The sequence below is a fragment of the Halorarum halophilum genome, from assembly GCF_013401515.1.
Taxonomy (GTDB): domain Archaea; phylum Halobacteriota; class Halobacteria; order Halobacteriales; family Haloferacaceae; genus Halorarum; species Halorarum halophilum.
In genome coordinates, this window is record NZ_CP058529.1 from 1267574 (window position 1) to 1287978 (window position 20405).

Annotated in this window: 17 protein-coding genes; 9 read left to right on the top strand and 8 right to left on the bottom strand. The window is 69.6% G+C overall.

What is annotated here, in order from left to right; genetic code table 11:
• Window positions 1–43: 43 nt before the first annotated feature.
• Window positions 44–1162, bottom strand: coding sequence for an alpha/beta hydrolase (locus tag HUG10_RS06675; protein WP_179168821.1), 1119 nt, complete (start codon window positions 1160–1162; stop codon window positions 44–46).
• A 416-nt stretch (window positions 1163–1578) separates the two neighbouring features.
• Between HUG10_RS06675 and HUG10_RS06680 the strand changes: the two genes are divergently transcribed.
• Window positions 1579–1911 (top strand): hypothetical protein, encoded by a 333-nt coding sequence (locus HUG10_RS06680; protein ID WP_179168822.1) that lies wholly within the window; start codon window positions 1579–1581, stop codon window positions 1909–1911.
• Between the two features lie 203 nt (window positions 1912–2114).
• On the opposite strand, the gene ileS is transcribed toward HUG10_RS06680, so the two are convergent.
• Entirely contained in the window at window positions 2115–5363 is a 3249-nt protein-coding gene (ileS, locus tag HUG10_RS06685; RefSeq protein ID WP_179168823.1) for an isoleucine--tRNA ligase, read from the bottom strand.
• 236 nt (window positions 5364–5599) lie between these two features.
• Here ileS and HUG10_RS06690 point away from each other — a divergent pair, with 236 nt between their 5' ends.
• Together HUG10_RS06690 and HUG10_RS06695 are read left to right on the top strand one after the other, a co-directional pair.
• A complete protein-coding gene (locus HUG10_RS06690; protein ID WP_179168824.1) occupies window positions 5600–6091 on the top strand; it encodes a DUF7500 family protein in 492 nt (163 codons plus the stop codon).
• A 62-nt stretch (window positions 6092–6153) separates the two neighbouring features.
• Window positions 6154–8400, top strand: a complete 2247-nt coding sequence (locus HUG10_RS06695) for an AAA family ATPase (RefSeq protein WP_179168825.1) — start codon at window positions 6154–6156, stop codon at window positions 8398–8400.
• A gap of 9 nt (window positions 8401–8409) precedes the next feature.
• Here the strand turns inward: HUG10_RS06695 and HUG10_RS06700 are convergent, their stop codons facing one another.
• Window positions 8410–9129, bottom strand: coding sequence for a methyltransferase domain-containing protein (locus HUG10_RS06700; protein WP_179168826.1), 720 nt, complete (start codon window positions 9127–9129; stop codon window positions 8410–8412).
• Between the two features lie 124 nt (window positions 9130–9253).
• Between HUG10_RS06700 and HUG10_RS06705 the strand changes: the two genes are divergently transcribed.
• The gene (locus tag HUG10_RS06705) at window positions 9254–9637 is read left to right on the top strand and encodes a DUF7522 family protein (protein WP_179168827.1); all 384 of its coding nucleotides are present in this window, start codon (window positions 9254–9256) and stop codon (window positions 9635–9637) included.
• A 15-nt stretch (window positions 9638–9652) separates the two neighbouring features.
• Here HUG10_RS06705 and HUG10_RS06710 read toward each other — a convergent pair whose 3' ends face one another.
• Window positions 9653–10564, bottom strand: coding sequence for an NAD(P)-dependent oxidoreductase (locus HUG10_RS06710; protein WP_179168828.1), 912 nt, complete (start codon window positions 10562–10564; stop codon window positions 9653–9655).
• A gap of 174 nt (window positions 10565–10738) precedes the next feature.
• On the opposite strand from HUG10_RS06710, the gene HUG10_RS06715 reads away from it, so the two are divergent.
• A complete protein-coding gene (locus tag HUG10_RS06715) occupies window positions 10739–10915 on the top strand; it encodes a hypothetical protein (protein WP_179168829.1) in 177 nt (58 codons plus the stop codon).
• A gap of 162 nt (window positions 10916–11077) precedes the next feature.
• Here the strand turns inward: HUG10_RS06715 and HUG10_RS06720 are convergent, their stop codons facing one another.
• The 4 genes from HUG10_RS06720 to HUG10_RS06735 all read right to left on the bottom strand — a co-directional run bounded on the left by HUG10_RS06720 (window position 11078) and on the right by HUG10_RS06735 (window position 17477).
• Window positions 11078–13921 carry a DEAD/DEAH box helicase gene (locus tag HUG10_RS06720; RefSeq protein ID WP_179168830.1) on the bottom strand — a complete coding sequence of 948 codons (2844 nt, stop codon included), beginning with the start codon at window positions 13919–13921 and terminating at the stop codon, window positions 11078–11080.
• A gap of 296 nt (window positions 13922–14217) precedes the next feature.
• Complete coding sequence (locus HUG10_RS06725; RefSeq protein ID WP_179168831.1) at window positions 14218–15360, bottom strand: NAD(P)/FAD-dependent oxidoreductase; 1143 nt, start codon at window positions 15358–15360, stop codon at window positions 14218–14220.
• A gap of 216 nt (window positions 15361–15576) precedes the next feature.
• The gene (mvaD, locus tag HUG10_RS06730; RefSeq protein ID WP_179168832.1) at window positions 15577–16569 is read right to left on the bottom strand and encodes a phosphomevalonate decarboxylase MvaD; all 993 of its coding nucleotides are present in this window, start codon (window positions 16567–16569) and stop codon (window positions 15577–15579) included.
• A gap of 50 nt (window positions 16570–16619) precedes the next feature.
• Entirely contained in the window at window positions 16620–17477 is an 858-nt protein-coding gene (locus tag HUG10_RS06735; RefSeq protein ID WP_179168833.1) for a 3-hydroxyacyl-CoA dehydrogenase family protein, read from the bottom strand.
• Window positions 17478–17704: 227 nt separating this feature from the next.
• Between HUG10_RS06735 and HUG10_RS06740 the strand changes: the two genes are divergently transcribed.
• The 4 genes from HUG10_RS06740 (at window position 17705) to HUG10_RS06755 (ending at window position 20364) form a co-directional block, all read left to right on the top strand.
• Entirely contained in the window at window positions 17705–18328 is a 624-nt protein-coding gene (locus HUG10_RS06740) for a DUF7409 domain-containing protein (RefSeq protein ID WP_179168834.1), read from the top strand.
• A gap of 96 nt (window positions 18329–18424) precedes the next feature.
• Window positions 18425–19240 (top strand): class I fructose-bisphosphate aldolase, encoded by an 816-nt coding sequence (locus HUG10_RS06745; protein ID WP_179168835.1) that lies wholly within the window; start codon window positions 18425–18427, stop codon window positions 19238–19240.
• Complete coding sequence (locus HUG10_RS06750; RefSeq protein WP_179168836.1) at window positions 19240–20091, top strand: class 1 fructose-bisphosphatase; 852 nt, start codon at window positions 19240–19242, stop codon at window positions 20089–20091. The genes HUG10_RS06745 and HUG10_RS06750 overlap by 1 nt, the downstream gene beginning before the upstream one ends.
• Window positions 20092–20136: 45 nt before the next feature.
• Complete coding sequence (locus HUG10_RS06755; RefSeq protein ID WP_179168837.1) at window positions 20137–20364, top strand: hypothetical protein; 228 nt, start codon at window positions 20137–20139, stop codon at window positions 20362–20364.
• The last annotated feature ends 41 nt before the right edge of the window (window positions 20365–20405 follow it).

The window sequence follows — 20405 nt, forward strand, 5'->3', positions numbered from 1 at the left end:
AGCTCGTCGCGACCACGGACGGCCGGAACGCGCGGTCGCTGTTCTACTGACCCAGGTTCCGGTCCAGGAACTGCTCGATCGCGTCCGGTCCGATCGGCGGACTGCTCCCGGAACCGTCGCCGGGCGTCGACTCCTCGTCGTCCTCACAGTCCCGGGTCTCCAGAACCGTCTGGTCGGCTCCCGGCGTCCGGCTCAGTTCGTCGAACCCGAATCGGTGCCCGAGCCCGTCCAGTTCGTAGTACGTCGCGTCGACGCAGGCGTCCCGCAGGGCCTCGTAGAGGAGTTCGCTCTGCTGGTACGGGACGGTCGTGTCGGCCCGGCCGTGCACGATCAGGAACGGCGGGTCCTCGGAGTCGACGTACGTTATCGGGTTCGCCCGCTCGACCTCGTCCTCGTTCTCCGTGATCCGCCCCCCGAGGAGGAGCGACTCGGGCGACCCGGGGCCGCTGTGCGAGAACCCCCTGCCGTCGAGTTGCGAGTCCGCTTCGAGGAAGTCGGTCAGCCCGCACCAGTCCACGACCGCCTGCACGCGGCCCGACTCCGCCGGGGCGACCGTCTTCTCGACCGCCTCGTCCGGGTAGACGTCCCCCGCGATCTCCTCGACGTCGGCGGCCGTCCCCGCGAGGGCAGCGAGGTGGCCACCGGCCGAGCGCCCCCAGACCGCGACGTTGTCCGGATCGAGGTCGTACGTCCCGTCCTCCGACCGTAGCCACCGGATGGCGGCCTTCACGTCGACGATCTGGTCGGGGAACGTCCCCCTCGGTTCGTTGCCGTTCGGGGTGATCGTCGGGGTGACCCCCCTCGGAACCGCCGAGAGCCGGTACTCGATAGTTGCCATCGCGTAGCCTCGACTCGCGAAGTACCTGCGCAGGTCGGGAGAACGAGTTCTGTCCCCGGCGACCCACGCACCGCCGTGGATCCACACGACGAGGGGGGACGGGTCGTCCGTCTCCGGTACGTACAGGTCCAGTTCCAGCGACTCCCCGTCGCGTTCCGCGTACGTGAGCCCCTCGTGCACGTCGACGTCCCTCGTCGGCGCGGGTGACTCCCCTCGCGACGCAGCGGCCGTCCTCCCCAGCAGCGTTCCCGCCGTACCCGCCGCTCCGATCCCGCTCAGGAACCCCCGGCGGGAGTACCCGTCGAAACTGCTCGGATCCGACATACACTACCCGAAGCGGGCGACGGGAGTTAGTTAATAACCGACCGCGGAAACGTTGAAAGTAATTTACGAGGGTTACAGCGGTCGTACAGCGCCGCTTCGTCGCTCGGAAGCGGTTCGGCGATTTCGGACCCTACCGCCGCGCTTCCTGCAGGAATTCCGCTCCTACCGAGGGGGGATACCTCGATAGGACAGGTCCGAATACGTCGACCCCGATCGAATCCACGTCGACCCTCGGGGCGCCTGCTCGTGTCCTCGCGTGGTCGCCGAAACCGCGTCGACCGGTTAGGTCGAACCCGTTCGGGGGCGAGGGGTCGAATCCCCGCAGGTACGTACAGGGAAAACACTTACCAACGGGGTTACACGCGTCGGATATGTCGGACCCTCCATCCCGTCGTACCTTCCTCCGAGTCTCGAGCGTGGCTGTACTGTCCACGGCAGGATGCCTCTCGCTCTCCGATATCGAGGATCTGAGGCTGTTCAACGGTTTCGAGCGGGACGTCACCGTCACGACGTCCGTGATTCGTGCCTCCGACGGGGAGGAGGTGTTTTCGGACACCACCACCATCGCGCAGGACGAATCACGGAGCTACCAGAACCCAGTTCGAGAGGAGGGACTGTTCGAGATACGGGTAGCCGTGGAGAACGGACCCGAGAACACCTACGAATGGGACGCGCCCGCCGACGAAGCGCACGGCCTCACCGTCCATCTCTCGCCGGACGAGGTGAGTTTTGGACGGGTCGTGGTGTAAGCCGAAAGGGGAATTTAGGGACGTACCAACCGACGGTCTCACGCTGGTTCCACCCGAGCGTCGGGTTCGTCTCTCGAACGCCCCCCGTCTCGGTTACTAAACGGTGGAACGCCACTCACGCGGACACGGAGCACGCGGCGCTTCCGTCTCCGGTACGAGACGGACTTACCGGGTCGCAGAACGAGAGGGGTCGCCGACGCGGGTCAGTCCGCCTGCTGCTCGGCGGCGACACGGGCGACGCCGATGGTGACGGCCACGCCCTCGACGGTCCACTCCTCCACGAGGTCGAAGTCGACGCCGTCGGGGTCGCCGCCCTCGCGCCGCTGGGCGACGCCCTCGACGAACTCGTCGGTCCTCGTCTCCTCGGCGATGTGGTCGCGGTGCTCGTCGACGAAGTCGGCGACGCGGTCGTCGGCGACGTCGAGGGAGACGCGGATGCGCTCGTCCACGTCGAGGTCCAGTTCCTTGCGCATCTCCTGGATCCGTCGGACCACGTCCCGGGCGTACCCCTCGGACTCGATGGCCTCCGTGAGTTCGGTGTCGACGTAGACGGTCCCGCCGCCGGACCCGGTCCGGCGCGCTCCCGCGTCCCCCGACGCGGGGACCCCGTCGAACTCGGCGCTCACGACGCCCTCGGGCGCCTGCGAGTGGAAGTCCACCATCCCCTCGTCGAGGTCGTACTCCTCGCCGTCGGCGGTGACGGAGAGCCCGTCGCCCGCGTCGAGTTCCGCGCGGACGGACCCCCGGATCGCCTCCATGATGCGCTGGGCGTCGCCGCCGAACGCTGGGCCGAGTTTCGACATCTCGGGTTCGGCCACCTCCACGAGTTCGCCGTACGAGTCGACCACCTCGACCGACTGGGCGTTCACGCGCTCTGCCAGCAGGTCCCGGAGGTTGCCGACCGACTCGCGGATCGCGGGGTCGGCGCTTTCGACCACGACGCGGGTGACCGGCCAGCGCAGTTTGCGCTCGGCGCGCTGGCGCGCGTTCGCCGCCGCCTCCTCGACGCCCCGGAGGACGGCCATGTCGCGTTCGAGATCGGGGTCCCGGAGCGTCTCGTCGACCTCGGGGTACGGGAGCTGGTGGACCGTCGTCGCGCTCCCGTCGAGGTGCTGGTACATCCGCTCGGTGAGGTACGGCGCGAACGGGGAGAGCAGGCGCGTGACCTCGTCGAGCAGGGTCGCCATCGTGGCGTAGGCGCCGCGCTTGCTCGCCGAGTCCTCGTCCTCCCACATCCGCTCGCGGATCGCCTTCACGTAGAAGCGCGAGACGTCCTCGGTGACGAACGAGAGCAGGGCGTTCAGCGCGTCGTCGACCTCGTAGTCGTCCCAGGCGTCGGCCATCTCCGCCTTCGTCGTCTGCAGGCGGCTTAGGACCCACTCGTCGACGGTCGTCAGGTCGCCGTCGTTCAGTTCCGGCTCCGCGGGATCGTAGCCGTCGAGGCGCATGTACGGCAGCGGGAAGCGGAACACGTTCCAGAGGATGTTGAGCGTGGACTGCATCGCGTGGAGGCCGTCCCACTCGAACGCGAGGTCCTGACCCTGCTGCTCGTGGCTGAGGAGGTAACACCGGAGCGGGTCGCGCCCGACCTCCTCGATCGCCTCCTGCGGGGTGACGATGTTGCCGCGGGACTTGCTCATCTTCGTCCCGTCGCCGAGCGTCGTGAACCCGTGCATCAGCACCTCGTCGTAGGGTGGCTCGCCGAGCGCGGCGGTGCCCATGCCGAGCTGTGACCAGAACCAGCCGCGGGTCTGGTCGTGCGCCTCGATGATGAGGTCGGCGGGCCAGAGGCGCTCGAACGTCTCCTGGTCGGACGGGTAGCCGATGGTGCCGAGCGTGGCGACCGAGGAGTCGAACCACACGTCGAACACGTCCGGCACGCGCTCGTGGGTGACGCCGTCCTCGGTGATGGTGAGGTCGTCCACGGTCGGCCGGTGGAGGTCGACCGTCTCGGGGTCCACGTCCTGGTCGACCCGTTCCGCGAGTTCCTCGCGCGAGGAGACGACGAGCAGGTCGTCCATGTCGGGGTTCCCCTCACCCTCGGGCACCCAGATGGGAAGCGGGATGCCCCAGTAGCGCTGGCGGGAGATGTTCCAGTCGGGCGCCTCCTCGACGAAGTTGCGGAAGCGGCCCTCCCGGGCCTCGTGCGGGTGCCACTCGCTGTCGTCGATGTTGTCGAGCAGTTCGTCCTTGATCTCGGTGATGCGGATGAACCACTGGTCGGTCGCGAGGAAGACGATGGGCGTGTCGCACCGCCAGCAGTGACCGTAGCTGTGGGCGTGGGTCTCCGCGGCGAGGAGGAGACCCTTCGCGTCGAGGTCGGCGACGATGTCGTCGTTGGCGTCGCGGACGAACTGGCCGGCGTACTCCCCGCCCTCGTCGGTGAACACGCCGTCGCCGCCGACCGGGCTGAACGTCTCCAGGCCGAGTTCCTGCCCGCGCTCGAAGTCCTCCTGACCGTGGCCCGGCGCGGAGTGGACGAGGCCGGTCCGGTCGGCCTCGACGTAGTCGGCGGTGTACACCTGCCCGACGCCCTCGCCCTCGGCGTGGTCGGGGACCTCCTCGGCGAGCGGGTGCTCGTACTCCCAGCCGACGAGGTCCTCGCCGGCGTACTCCGCGACGACCTCGTAGTCGTCGTAGCGGCCCCGCTTGAGGGCGTCCTCGACCGTCGATTCGGCGAGGAAAAGGGTCTCCTCCTCGCCGTCCTTCTCTGCTCGAACCTCCTGGTACGTGAGCTCCGGACCGACCGCGACGAACTCGTTCGCGGGGATGGTCCACGGCGTCGTCGTCCAGATGACCAGGTTGCCCTCGCGCCCCGTCAGGGGGAACTTCACGTAGATGGAGGGCGACTCGATGTCCTCGTACTCCACCTCGTTGTTGGCGATGGCGGTCTCACAGCGGGGACACTGGGAGATGGCGCGCTTGCCCTGCTCGACGAGCCCCCGGTCGTGGACCCGCGAGAGCGCCCACCAGGCGGCCTCCATGTACTCGGGCGAGATCGTCTTGTACGGGTCGTCCCAGTCCATCCACGTCCCGATGGACTGGAAGTCCTCGTCCATGTTCTCGCGGTTGCGCTCGGCGAACTCGCGGCACTCCTCGATGAAGTTCTCCATCCCGAACTCCTCGATGTCCCGTTTGGTGTCGAAGCCGAGTTCCTGCTCCACCTTCGTCTCGATGGGCAGCCCGTGCATGTCGTAGCCCGGCCGGTCGGTGACGTTGTGCCCGGTCATCCGCTTGTGCCGGAGGACCGTGTCCTTCAGCGTCTTGTTCCAGGCCGTCCCCAGGTGCATCTGGCCGGTCGTGTACGGCGGGCCGTCGACGAAGAAGAAGTCGGGGTCGTCGGCGTGCGCCTCCTTCGCCGCCTCGTAGGCGCCCTCCTCGTCCCAGTGCGCCTCGACGGCGGATTCGACCGCCTCCGGGGCGTACTGGTCCGAGACGTCGCTATCGTCCATACCGAACGAACCCGCCCGGTGCATATCAAAACCGTGGTGTTGCAGTGCGAGATGCGGACGTGCGTCGACTGCTACCGCACGTCCGCGTCACTGGACCGCGAAGGATGATCTGGGTCAGCAGGCCCTATCCTCGAGCAGGAGGCTAGAGTTCGGAGACGCAAACAGGCCGGCAATCCGCTCTCACCCCTGATACTCCCGACTGAGGAACTAAGGCGGATGCCGCCGGACGACAGCCCGTGAGCGACGGGAACGACCGGACGGATTCAGGCGACGACCCGCCGGACGACGGGGTCCTCGACCCGGACGACCTCGACATCCGCGAGCGGGACGAGGTCTACGAGCGCGGCGAGGGTCGGTACGTCATCTCCACGGGGGCCGGCGGCGTCGAGGTCGAGGAGAGGCGAACGAACGACGGGCCGACGAGACCCGAGGATGGCCCGAGCGGGCCCCCCGACGAACGCCCCCATCTGGACGCGCTGGCGGCCGAACTCGACGCCCTGAGCGCCCCATACGGTCTCGCGCTGGCCGGGAGAGCGGACGACGAGACCGCGAGCATCCAGGTGGCCGCGACCGACCCGGCCGACGTGCTCGGCGCGGCCGTCCGGTGGTACGCGGAGCAAGTGGACCCCAGCAGTGACGCGGACGAGACCGCCGCCGCCCTCCTCACGGCGGCCGGAATCGACGCCGGCGACGACACGGACGACGGCACCGACGAAGACGCCGAGTAGGATTCGACCCGCCTGTCCGGACAGTGGAAACCGGTAAAGCCCCACCATCCCAACGACGCGTCATGAGCGACGACGACGGGATCACCCTCCAGGTCCGGGGCGCCGCCAAGCGCGACGCCGGCCGCGGCATCGCCCGCCTCCCGGACGCCGCGATGAGCGCGCTCGGCGTCCTCTCCGGCGAGACGGTCCGCATCGCCGGCGAGCGAGAGACGGCCGCGAAGGTGTGGCCCGCGGGAACCGAAGCGAACGACGGCGAACTCCTCATCGACGCCGAGACGCGGATCAACGCCGGCGCGAAGATCGGTGAGACCGTGCGGGTGGTCGCCGAGAGCGTCGAACCCGCGGACGAGGTCACCCTCACCGCGCCGGCGGCGCTCGACGGCGTGGACATCGACGACGTGACCCTCGCCCGGGCGGCAAAGCGCGACCTCGACGGCCGCCCCGTCACCGCCGGCGAGCAGGTCCGGCTCCCGCACCTCGGCGGCAACGTCTTCGTCGTCGCCTCCACGTCGCCCGACGGTCCCGTCAAGATCGGCGACCGGACGAGGCTGACCGTCCGTCGGAGCGACGACTCCGGCGGGAGTCGGAGCCGCTCCACGTCCGGGTCGACGCGGACGAACGTCGGGGGCGACGGGTCGAGCGGAACGCGGTCGGGTGGCGCGTCGGCCGGGACGGGGGGGAGCGGCTCCACCGCCGCGCCCTCGGCGCCCGCGGCGACCGGCGTCAGCTACGAGGACATCGGCGGGCTGGACGAGGAGCTCGACCTCGTGCGCGAGACGATCGAACTCCCGCTCGCCGAGCCCGAGGTGTTCACCAGGCTCGGCATCGACCCGCCGAAGGGCGTGCTGCTCCACGGCCCGCCCGGCACCGGGAAGACGCTCATCGCGAAGGCGGTCGCTCACGAGGTGGACGCCACGTTCATCTCCGTGTCGGGCCCGGAGATCACCTCGAAGTACAAGGGCGAGAGCGAGGAGCGCCTGCGCGACATCTTCCGGGAGGCCGACGACAACGCGCCGGCGATCATCTTCTTCGATGAGATCGACTCCATCGCCGGCGAGCGCGAGGACGGCGGCGACATGGAGAACCGCGTCGTCGGCCAGTTGCTCTCGCTGATGGACGGCCTCGACGCCCGGAAGGACGTGATCGTAATCGGCGCGACGAACCGCGTCGACTCGCTCGACCCGGCCCTGCGGCGCGGCGGGCGCTTCGACCGCGAGATCGAGATCGGCGTGCCCGGCGAGGCCGGCCGCAGGGAGATCCTGGAGGTGCACACCCGCCGGATGCCCCTCGCCGACGACGTCGACCTCGACCGACTCGCGGCCCGAACGTACGGCTTCGTCGGCGCCGACGTCGACTCGCTCACCACCGAGGCCGCGCTGACCGCGCTCCGTCGCGTCCGCCACGCCGACGCCGACGCGGACCTCGCGAGCGTGGAGGTGACCCGCGCGGACTTCGAGTCCGCGATGGCGAGCGTCGAACCCTCCGCGATGCGCGAGTACGTCGCCGAGAAGCCGTCGACGACGTTCGCGGACGTCGGCGGGCTGACCGAGGCGAAGGAGACGCTGGAGCGCGCCGTGACCTGGCCGCTCACCTACGGCCCGCTGTTCGACGCCGCCGACGCGGACCCGCCGACCGGCGTGCTGCTCTGGGGGCCGCCCGGCACCGGGAAGACGCTGCTCGCGCGGGCCATCGCCGGCGAGTCGGAGGTGAACTTCATCCAGGTCGCCGGGCCGGAGCTCCTCGACCGCTACGTCGGCGAGTCCGAGCGGGCCGTCCGCGAACTGTTCGAGCGCGCCCGCCAGGCCGCGCCGGTCATCGTCTTCTTCGACGAGATCGACGCGCTGGCAGGCGACCGCGACTTCGCCGGCGGCGACTCCGGCGTCGGCCAGCGCGTCGTCTCGCAACTGCTGACCGAGTTCGACCGCGCTGCGGAGAACCCCAACCTCGCGGTGCTGGCCGCGACCAACCGGAGGGACAGCCTCGACGACGCGCTCCTCCGCCCGGGCCGGCTGGAGAGCCACGTCGAGGTGCCGGCGCCCGAGGAGGAGGCACGGCTCCAGATCCTGCGGGTCCACACGGAGCGGAAGCCGCTGGCCGAGGACGTCGACCTGGAGGCGATCGCCTCGCGCACGGCTGGATACTCCGGTGCGGACCTCACCGCGGTGGCCAGGGACGCGACGATGCGCGCGGTCGAACGCGTCGCCGACGAGCACGGAGAGGCGGCGAACGAGCACGCCGACGAGCTCTCGGTGACGATGGCGGACTTCGAGGCCGCGCTGGAGTCCGTGTCGCCGACGCTGTCGTCGTAGCCTGTCCCCTCACTCCTTCTCCAGCACCGCCTGGTAGTGATACTCGTTACTGACTGCCCCCCGATTCACCTCGTCGAGCCTCCACCCGGTTCCGACGCAGGCGTCGCGGAGCCTGTCGGGCGAGAACAGCCGGAACAGCAAGGTGTCGCCGACGTCGCCCTCGTACTCGAAGTGCATGACGCGGAAGCCCAGCCCCGGCGTCGGATCGTGGCGGTAGCCGAGCAGTTCACGCGTTTCGTCGTACTCGGGGTCGTAGTTGTCCAGGACGGCCGTGGCGTCGTCGGCGGTGACGTGCGCGAGGTCGCCGAGGAACTCGCGGAGGCGGCGCATCGACCGGGCCAGCCCGAGTTGCGTTCCGTACGCCAGCACCGACGAGAAACGGTCCCGGCCGAACCCCTCGCGGAGGGCGAACATGTCGCCGAGCCTCGCGTCGTCGACGCCGCGCTCGCGCATCGTCGCCACGAGGTGGTCCGACACCTCCAGCGCGACCGTCTCGAACCGGTCCTGGAAGTACAGCGAGTCGCGACCGGCGCCGGCGCCGAGGTCGAGCAACGGTCCCTCCAGCCTTGATTCGAGGAACTCGGTCCCGTCCTGGTCCGGCGTGCGCTCCCCGAAGTAGAACTCCTCGATGGGGTGTTCGTTCACCTCGTCGCCGTCGAGCTGGAGCAGCGGCTCGTCCTGTTCGCCCCGGTGGAAGTCGCGGATCGCGCGGCCGAACGGGTCCGACATGGCTCGGCGTACCGGGAGTCCGAACGTAAATCCGCGTACGGGATGATACTGGGTGGCGTGGTCTCGGTGTGGGTCTTGGTGGCCAGGGGGTAAAGGTAAACACCCGGGGAACGGTAGCCGGTCCATGGACGGACTGCTGCCGGAGGAGGCGACCGAGCGGCTCGTCGCGACGTGCCGGACGACCGTCGGCGACAACCTCCGGTCGGTGACGTACTTCACTCGAACCGACTTCCAGCAGGTGTACCTCCGGGACGACCTGGAGCGGGACGCCGACCTGATGGACTTCATCGGCATCGAGCGCCAGGACTTCAACACGACGGCCGACGCGTACGGGGGCTCGGAACTCGGCGACTACCGCTACACGCTCCGGGTGTTCGAGAACGGCTACCTCGTCCGCGTCGGTGGTGAGAATACCGCCGTGTTCGTGACCACCGACGGCGTGGAACTGCGCGATTTCGACGCGCTGGCGCACGCACTCAGTTCGACGCTCTCCGAGTGGGAGTCCTGAGGCCGCTCGGTCGCTTCAGCCGTCGACGCGCGCCTCGGTGCCGGACAGCAGTTCGAGCACCTGCATCACGCCGGAGTTGTCGTCTCGACCCATGTCGTTCTGGACCATCGTCTTGTAGAGTTCGTGTGCGAGCGAGGTCTGTGGCATCGGCGAACCGAACGCCTCGCCCGCGTCGGTGGCGATGCGGAGGTCCTTGTACTGGTACTCCGCGAAGAAGCCCGGGTCGAAGTCGCCGTGGATCATGTCCGGCGCGCGGTTGTCGAGCGTCCAGCACCCGGCCGCGCCGCCGCTGATCGCGTCCACCACGGCCTCGAGGTCGGCGTCGGCGTTGTCCGCGAACACCAGCGCCTCGCTCACGCCCACCATCTGGGCGGCGACGACGATCTGGTTGCACGCCTTCGTCGTCTGCCCGGCGCCGGCGGGGCCACAGTGGGTGACCGTCTCGCCCATCACGTCGAGGACCTCGCGCACCCCCTCCAGCGCGTCCTCGTCGCCGCCGACCATGATCGACAGGGTGCCCTCGATGGCGCCCTCCTCCCCGCCCGAGATGGGCGCGTCGAGCGCGGTCACGCCGACGTCCGCGAGCCGGTCGGCGACCCGCTCCGCGACCGTCGGCGAGATGGTCGAGTGGTCGACGAGCGTCGTCCCCTCGGTCAGGCCATCGATCACGGGTTCGGGCTCCTCGCCCTCGCCGAGCACGACGTTCTCCACGTCGGGCGAGTCGGGGAGACACAGCAGGACGACGTCGCTCTCCTCGGCGACCGCGGCGGGCGAGTCGCCCCCCTCGCCGCCGTGCTCGACGAGTTCCTCCGTCGGCTCGTCCGAGCGGTTGTACCCGACGACGCGGTAGCCGGCGTCGACGAGGTTCTTCGCCATCGGGAGCCCCATGATCCCGAGTCCGATGAAGCCGATTGTCTCGTCCGTCATGACGTGTCACACTGTGACGGAGCGGAGTAAATAACTACGGTCGGGCGTCCTCGAATCCGCCAGTTCCGTCGGCAACTTCGGGAGGGACCGTGATACTCGTGGAGACCTCGTCGTGGGTTCGGGTCGGCCGGTACGGGAACGACCTTATCACGGGACGCCATACACCGGAGGAGTATGTCCTCGGGTGGAGACGAAGACGGGTCACGGGACGACGTCGGGACGGGAATCGCAGTCGGGCTCGTGCTCGGCGTGGCCATCGGCGTCGCGACGGACGAACTGGCGATGGGCATCGCCCTCGGACTGGCACTCGGCGTCGGTATCGGAACGGGGTGGCCCAGGATACGTGGATAGAGGGACACGCTAGCCGCCGTTTGTGACCCACGCTGGCCCGATCGAGCGGCTGTTTCGCGCGAGACGGCACCGAGGGAACACGGTTCCGACGGAATCGTCGGAAACCGTCGCGGAGTCGACGCGGAGTCGACGCGGAGTTGACGCGGAGTCGTCGGAGCGAATCTAGTCCCAGAAGCCCTGCGTCCGCGCGTACTGCCGTTCCTGTGCGAGGATGTCCCGATAGAAGTCGTCCTCGTCCTCGCGGAGCTTCCCGATGATGCGCGCGGCGTACTGCGGCCCGACCCCTCGCGCCGCGAGGGCGATCACCGCCTGCTTGCCGTGCGCCTGCACCAGGTTCGCCGCGCGGAACGCCCGGCGGGTGAGCCGGTCCTGCTCGTCGTCCTTCTCGTCGGCCCGGACCGCCGCCACCGCCTCCTCGTCCCACGGGTTCAGCGCGGCGATGCGGGTCGACTCGCACTCCGGGCACCGGGGCGTCTCGCGGACCCGTCGCACCTTCGTCTTGTGGTGCCAGTCGTGGCAGTGGACGCACAGCAGGATGACCCGGTCGTCCATGATGCGGTCCCTGATGGTCTCGATGACCGAGGCGTCCGCGTTCTCGGGGACGAGGAACTCCCGGCCCGACGACCGGCCGCCCGTGCCGATCGGCGTCGGTTCCCGCGCGGACACCAGTTCGACCTCGCCCGACTGGATGTCGGCGAGCAGGTCGGCCGTCTCCTCGACGGCGAGTTCGGTGTGGAACACCTCCCGGATCGCCTCCTCGAAGACGGGGGTGTCCTCCAGGGCGGCCATGAGCCGGTCCGCGCCGAAGCGCTTGTTCCCCTGGTACGGCTTCAACGAGCCGAACTTCGCGGCGACGTGGGTGAGCGTGAACTTCAGCGTGTCCGAGTGCTTCAGCGCGAGTTCCAGGAGCGCCTCGACGTGCGCGGGGTCGGTCTCCTCCAGCACCTCGATGATCGTCCCGGGGTCGACCTTCGTCGGTACCTCCAGTTCGACGCGGTACGGGTCGGCGTCCATCCCGACCGACGAGCCGGTGCGCTGGCCGACGAGCGCCGAGAGCAGGCGGCCGAGCGTCCGGTTCACCTCGTGGCCGAAGGCGGCGTTGAGCGTGATGGAGCGGCCCTGCCCCTCCAGGACGATTCGGCGGTCGGTCGGCATCGGCCCCCCGGTCTCGACCTGGCGTTCGACCTGTTCGAGACCCGCCTCCGCCGTCCGGCGGTCGGTCCGGTAGCGGGAGGCGAACTCGCGCGCCACCGCCGCCGCGGAGGCGCCGCCGGCGAACTGGGGTTCGGCCACGCCGCGCATCTCCCCGACCTCCGCGGCGACCGCACGCGGGACGGGGATCTCCTGGCCGGTCCAGGAGGGAACCTCGCCGCCGGGGTCCTCGATGGGCGCGACGTTCACCTCCCCCTCCTCGTCGTCGATGTCGTTGATGCGCCACATCTCGCCCCGCTGGATGAACGTCTCGCCGGGCGCGGCGAAGTTGACGACGAACCGCTCGTCGAGCGTGCCGATCTGCCGGCGCGAGGAGATGTCGTATACGTCGTACGTCTCCTCGTCGGGGATCATCGAGAGGTTCCGGTAGTAGTACTGCCACGTTCCCCCCGACTTCTCCAGCACGTCCCGCTCCTCGTCGATCCAGACGAGGCGGTTGCTCGAGAGCTCGCGAACGACGTCCCGGAACGTCGCCTCGGGGAGGTCGTCGAACGGGTACGCCGCCGTCACGAGTTCGTACGCCTCGCGGGCGTCGAGCTCGCCGAAGTCCATCAGCAGGCCGACGACCTGGTTCGCCACCACGTCGAGGCTCGCGTGGTGGATGCCCGAGTCCTCGACCTCGCCCGCGGCGGCGCGACGGGCGATGGCCATCGCCTCCAGGGTGTCGTCCGGGTGGTCGGTGATGATGGTGCCGTAGGAGGTCTGGCCGCGCCGGTGGCCCGCCCGGCCGACGCGCTGGAGGAGGCGCGCGACCTCGCGCGGGGAGTTGTACTGGACGACGTGGTCGACCCGGCCCACGTCGATTCCGAGTTCCATCGAGGAGGTGCAGATGAGCCCGTCGATCTCCCCGGCCTTGAACGCCTCCTCGACCTCGATCCGGGCGTCCTTCGACAGCGAACCGTGGTGGATGCCGACCGGTTCCCCGAGCGTCTTGAACCGGGAGCCGAGCGCCTCGGCGGTCTGGCGGGTGTTGACGAAGACGAGCGTCGACTCGTGCTCGCGGACGATGTCGCGGATGACCCGGACGTGGCTGGCGATGTCCGCTCCGGTCGCGAGTTCGCCGGCCAGCCGTTCGTCCTCCTGGGTGACCTCCGGCGAGACGACGTCGAGGTGGACGTTCGTGCCCGCGTCGACCTCGAGGATCTCGCAGCCGCGGTCGCCGGTGAGGAACCGCCCGACCTCCTCCGGGTCGCCGACGGTCGCCGAGAGGCCGATGCGCTGGTAGTCGCCGGCGAGCGCGCGGAGGCGCTCCATGGCGATCGTGAACTGCGCCCCCCGTTTCGAGGCCGCGAGTTCGTGCACCTCGTCGACGACGACGTGGCGGAGGTCCGAGAGTCCCGCGCGGAGTTTCTTGCCGGTCAGCATCGCCTGGACCGTCTCGGGCGTCGTGACCAGGACGTCCGGCGGGTCGTTCGCCTGCTTGCTCCGCTGGTAGTCGGTCGTGTCGCCGTGGCGCACCTGGACGTCCAGGTCGAGGTACTCGCCCCACCACTCCAGCCGCTCCTGCATGTCGCGGTTCAGCGCGCGGAGCGGCGTGACGTACAGTGCGCCGATCCCCTCGGGCGGTCCGCCGTCCCGAACGAGGGAGTCGAACACCGGGAGCATCGCCGTCTCCGTCTTCCCCGTCCCGGTCGGCGCGATGACGAGCGCGTTCTCCCCCGCCGCGAGGGGCGGAATCGCTCGGCGCTGCGGCTCCGTCGGCGTCGTGAAGCCCCGCTCGGAGAGCGCCCCCCTGACCGCGTCCCCGAGGGACGCGAAGGCGTCCATCCCCCCCGATCGCACCGCGTCACTCATTGGCCGGAATAGTCGTGCGAGGGGGTTAAGCCCCGCGCTCCGGGCGGGTGATTGTCACGCTAGTCGGGCGCGCCGGTCGCGAGACGGCGCGTGAAACTCACGTCGAATCGGGACGGTAATTGTGCTTCACAGGGAGCGGCGGGACGCCCCCGATCGCTCCCGGCTGACGGCGATGTTCCGAACGGGGCCGGCGCAGTTCGAGCAGGGTCACGGATGCGTGTTCGACCGCTCGCGTGCGCCGCAGTCGGTACACTCGACAACCATCTCACATTCTTTTGCCCAACCGGACGGAAGCGTCACCGCAACTCCTCCTCGGCGAGCGAGGCCGCGTTCCGGACCGCACCGATGGAGGTGAGGTAGCCGGCGCCGACGGAGGCCTTCACCGCCTTCGCCGCCCCGCCGCGGAGCACGGTCGAACCGACCTGCGCGACGGTGCCGTCGCCGACGGAGACGATCCAGCCGGGGGCGTCGAACCGGTACTGGTCGAGCCGGGGGCGGAAGCCGTCGTCAGACCCCGACCGCTCCGCCTCGACGAGCCGGGCGATGTTCTCGGCCGCCGTCCTCGCCTCGCGGATCGCCGCCGAGGCGCTCGCCGGGACCGGTTCCCCGTCCGCGTCGACGATCCGCGCCGCGTCCCCCAGCGCGAACGTCCGATCGGATGCCCGGAGGTCGGCGCGAACCGTCGGGCGGTCACCTCCCGTGGCGGGGGTTCCGGTGATGCCGCCCGTCCAGATCAGCTGGTCGTAGCGGAGTTCACCTTCGTCGGTGCTGACTGCCCCTGCGGAGACGCGCTCCACGGCGGTGGAGGTCCGGACGTCCACGCCGCGCGCCTCGAGTTCCTCGCGGACCGCGCGCTGGAAGTTCGCGGGGAAGCTCGGGGCGACCTCGTCGAACTGTTCGAGCAGAACGACCTCCACGTCGTCGGGGACCCTGACACCTTCCTCCCGGGAAAACGCGGCGAGTTCGCCGGCCACCTGGACGCCCGAGAGTCCTGCGCCGCCGACGAACGCTCGGCCGCCAGTCTCGCACAGCATCTGAAACCCCTCCCGGACGGTCGCCGCGTCCGCGAGTGACTTCATGGGGATCGCGTGCTCCCGCAGTCCGCCGATGTCGTAGTAGGCCGTCTCGGAACCGAGACAGACCGCACCGAAGTCCCAGGAGACGATCTCGTCCCCGTGGAGTACAGCCTTCCCGGCGTCGACGTCGACCTCGCGGACCCGGGCGTCCACTAATTCCGCCCGGTCGAGGACCTCGGCGATGGAGACCGAGACGGCGTCCACGACCCCCGGGCGACGGATCGCCCGGTGGATCTCGTGGATCAGGACGTGGTCGGGGCCGTCGTTCACGAGCGTGAGATCGACCGCCTCGGGGAGTCGTGATTCGAGACGGCGGGTCAACGTGAGACCGGCGTAGCCCGCGCCGAGAACGACGACGTGCATGAACACCCGCCCTTCGGGGGCGGGCGGAAAGAGCGTAGCGGCGAGGGTTCAAGTACGAGGACGGGATCACGGCCGCCGTGACGTGACCACCGCCCCGCGGCGCGACGCGGTCGCGCGGGACGCTGCCGCGGGGTGACGACCGTCCCGCCTGTTCGCAACGCCGTCAGCGACCGCGTTCGTCCCGGGACCGTATCTGCGGGCCGGACACCGACCGAGTCAGAACAGCGACTTCGACGCGGACAGCACCCGCGCCGGCCCGCCCAGCTCCCACACCTCGGTCTCGACGCCGACCTCGCTCACGCGCTCCTCGACCCGGTCCGCGTACTCGGCTGTCGTGTTCACGTATACGCTCGCGCCGGTGTCCGTCGAGAAGTAGACGGGCACGTCCTCCTCCTCGCGGAGCTCCCGGACCGCGTTGAAGGTGGCGATGGTCTCGGGCTGCCAGTACACCCAGCCGGACGGGCCGGTCATCGTCGTCGCCGTGAGCGACAGTGAGTCGTGCTCGGCGAGTTCGAAGACGTCGTCGAACGAGCCGCGGCGCAGGGCGTCGCGCATCCGCTGGATCTGCCCGTGGACGTGTGCCATCCGTGCGTCGAACATGTGGCTCGCCTCGGCCTCGCGGTGCGCCTCCTCGGTCTCCTTGTAGGCGGGGACGAGCGCGGTGACGATGCGGAGGTCCTCCTCAGGGTCGAACGCGTCGCTCGCCTTCGTCTCGATGCGCTCGGAGCGGCAGTCGTGGTCGTTCATGCCCGCGTACAGGTGCGAGTACGCGCCCGTGACCGCGCGGGCGGCCGACGAGGAGCCGCGCCGCGCGACCGTCGAGATCTCGGGCCGGGTCATGTCGAGGCCCGCGGCTTCGACGAGTGCCATCGCCAGCGCCGCGAAGCCCGAGGACGAGGAGCCGAACCCGACGTTCGACGGGAAGGAGTTCTCCGACTCGACGCGGACGGCGTGGTCGAAGTCGGCCAGTTCGCGGACGTGTTCGACGACGTGGGCGATGCGTTCGGCGCCGCGCCCGTCGACCGTCTCGCCGTCGATCCGGAACCGGTCCTCGGTCCCGTCGGGTTCCCACTCGACCGTAGTGGTCGTCCGCGACGGCGCGGTGCAGAGGCTGATGGAGTCGTGGTACGGGAGTCGCAGGTCCGGATCGCGCATCCCGTGGTACTTGACGAGGCCCTGGATGGGGTGGGCCGTCGCGGTCGCCTTCATACCCGCCCGAGCGGACGGGCCGGGGTTAGGCGTTCCGGATGGCCGCGGGGTTACTCGTACTCGTAGAAGCCCTGGCCCGTCTTCTTCCCCAGGTCGCCGGCGTCGACCTTCCGCTTGAGGAGGTAGGCGGGCTTGTACCGGTCGCCGAGCTCCTCGTGGAGCGTCCGGCTCGCGTCGAGACATATGTCGAGCCCGATGTGGTCCGCGAGTTCGAGCGGACCCATCGGGACGTTCGTCCCGAGTTTCATCCCTCGGTCCATGTCCTCCTTCGAGGCGACGCCCTCGTCGTAGGCGCGGATGCCCTCGTTGATCCACGGCATCAGCACGCGGTTCGTCACGAAGCCGGGCTTGTCGTCGCTCTCCCACGTCTCCTTGCCCAGGTCCTCCGCGAACCAGTGGGCGAACTCCGTCACGTCGGGATCCGTCTTCTCGCCCACGACGACCTCGACGCCGCGCATCACCGGGACCGGGTTCATGAAGTGGAGACCGACGACCATCTCGGGCCGGTCGGTCGCCGACGCGATGGTCGTGATCGAGAGCGTCGAGGTGTTCGTCGCGAGCACGACGTCGTCGTCGACGATCCCGTCGAGGTCCGCGAAGATATCGCGCTTCACGTCCATCTCCTCCACGGCGGCCTCGACGACGAGGTCCGCCTCCGCGAGGTCCCCGAGGGCGGTCGTGCCGGTGATCCGATCGCGGATCGTCCCCGGGTCCTCCTCCAGGTCGTCCTTCGCGGCCAGCCGCGAGAGCGAGTCGTCGATCGCCTCGAAGCCGTTGTCCAGGAACTCCCGTTCGATGTCGCGCATCACCACGTCGTAGCCGGCGGTCGCCGCGACCTGTGCGATGCCGTTGCCCATCGTCCCCGCCCCGATGACGGCGACCGTCTCGATGTCCGAGCGTCCGCGCATACGTTGTGATGCCGGCGGGGGGAGCCGTAAGGGTAGCGAAGGTCCCCCACGCCGTCCGATGTATCACCGTCGGTAGCGGTTCGCTGGATCCCCGCTGAACACCCCCTCGTTGGGTCGGGAACACGGGGACGGAGGAGGGGTGCGTCGGACAAATTATTCGATGGCGATAACCGGCACAGAAAGGTTAAGAACCAGGGCGCCAAGGCTTCCGCAACTGGTGAGCGCCCGTGACCGATGATGCACCCGACCCAACCGACATCAAGTACGTCGGACCGGCGACTGCCGCGGTGCTGGCCGACGCGCCGTTCGACGCCGCGGACGTTCGCGCCAAGAGCGTCTCGTTCCGCATGCTCATCGACGCGAGCGTGAACCCGGGCGTCGCGGCGCGGATCCGTCGCGAGCACTCGCTCTCCTGGTCGTTCAACTCGGAGGACTCGGAGGACCTGCGGCGCCGGTCCGCCCAGGTCCGCGGACTCGGCGATGCCGAACGGGCCTGGGTCGCCGCCGCCTCGGACGACTGGAGCGAGCGCGACCTCACACCGGTCGAGGGCGACGACGGCGAGGCGGCGTGGGTCGCCGCCTCAGCCGCGAACGCGGAGCAGGCGGCGGAGGCCGACGGGTCTGGCGATCCGGTCGCCGCGGAGTCGGCCTGGCGCGACCGCTCGCGTCCGACCCCGCTCACCGAACTCGACGGCGTCGACGAGGAGACGATCGCCGACCTCGCGGAGGCGGGCATCACCTCTGTCAGGTCGCTCTCGGCGGCGAACCCTGGGGAGGTCGCCGAGGCCCTGGACCGCGACGCCGACCGCGTCACGAACCTCCGGGACGCGGCCAGCGAGTACCTCGGGTGAGCGACGGGACGGGAAGGCGTAATTCGATTCCGAGTTAATTTCACACCACGCGTCACCGGACGCTTTATGTGAAACGAAGCGCCATCACTCAACGACATGCTTCCCCACGCGGACGACGCCATAACCCGTGACGGCAAGGCCCTCATCCTCGCGTACGACCACGGCCTGGAGCACGGGCCGGTGGACTTCGAGCCGAACCCGGACACCGCCGACCCCGAGGCGGTGTGGGACCTCGCGACCCACGACGCCGTGTCCGCGTTCGCGGTCCAGAAGGGGATCGCCGAGGCGTACTACCCGTCCTACTCGGACGACGTATCGCTGCTCGCGAAGCTCAACGGCACGTCGAACATGTGGATGGGCGAACCGGACTCGGCGGTGAACTGGTCGGCCGAGTACGCCGCCGACCTCGGCGCGGACGCGATCGGCTTCACGCTGTACGGCGGGTCGAACTACGAGGTCGAGATGGCCGAGGAGTTCCGGGAGGCCCAGGAGACCGCCCGCGAGCACGACATGGGCGTCGTGATGTGGTCGTACCCGCGCGGACAGGGGATGAAGAACGACACCGCCGCGGACACCATCGCGTACGCGGCCCGGCAAGGGCTCGAACTCGGCGCCGACATCGCGAAGGTGAAGTACCCCGGCTCGGGCGAGGCGATGGCCCAGGCCTGCGAGATGGCCGCCCCGACGAAGGTCGTCATGTCGGGCGGGTCGAAGACCGACGACGCCGCGTTCCTCTCGACCGTCGAGAGCGCCATCTCCAACGGCGCCGCCGGCCTGGCCGTCGGCCGGAACGTGTTCCAGCGCGAGAACCCAATCGAGATCCTCGACGCGCTGGAGGCGGTCATCTACGACGGCAAGACGGCCAAGGAGGCCATCGAGCTGACGGGTGACGCCGCGCTCGCGGACGACTGATGGGCGACGACGACGTCGTCACCCGAATCATGGAGACGGTCGCCCGGACGGCGCCGGAGGTCCGCCGCGGCCTCGTCGGCCGGCGGTCGTACCTCGACGAGGAGAACCCCTCGGGGGAGTCGATGCTCGCGGCCGACGACCACGCCGACGACCTGCTGGAGGACCGGCTGACGGGCATCGACGGCGTCGGCGCGTACGCCAGCGAGGAGCGCGAGGGCGTCGTCGACGCCGGGGAGGGCCTGTCGGTGACGTGCGACCCGCTCGACGGCTCCTCGAACCTCAAGCCGAACAACACGATGGGAACCATCGTCGGGGTGTACGACGCCCCCCTCCCGGCCGCCGGTCGGGAACTCGTCGCCGCCGCCTTCGTCCTCTACGGGCCGATCACGACGATGATGGTCGCGCGCGGCGGGACGCCCACGGAGTACCTTGTCGACGAGGACGGCACGCGGGAAGAACTCCGCGACGTTGAACTCCCCGAGGACCCGACGGTGTACGGTTTCGGCGGCCGCGTCCCGGACTGGCGGGCTGACTTCGCGGCGTACGTCGACGAGGTCGAACGGGAGCTAAAGCTCCGGTACGGCGGCGCGATGATCGGCGACGTGAACCAGGTGCTCACCTACGGCGGCGTGTTCGCCTACCCGGCGCTCGAATCGAGCCCGAACGGGAAGCTCCGCCTGCAGTTCGAGGGCATCCCGATCGGCTACATCGTCGAGGCCGCCGGCGGGGCGTCCTCGGACGGATCCCGGTCGCTGCTCGAGGTCGAAGCGACGGAACTCCACCAGCGGACGCCGGTCCACGTCGGCAACGCGGAACTCGTCGACCGGCTGGAAGCGACGGTGACGCGCTAGCCGCATCCCGAAAGCGCTTCACGTGGTCGCCACAAGGTCGGTGCAATGAGAGACCGGTACAAGGAACTCATGCTCCGCTCGTTCAAGGACGCGATGGACGTGGTCGACGCGTACAACGAGTGGGCGGGCGAGGCGTTCGACCAGCCCTCCCCCGTCCCGCCGCAGGCCGTGCCACAGGTCGCGATGGCGCTGTACCAGAGCCGGGTGATGGACGGCTGGGGCGGCGACGGCGGGTTCGACATCCCGGAGTTCGACGACCGGATGTTCGATTAGGGCGCGGTCGAGCGTACGAGACCTCGGGAAGCGACAGCGGT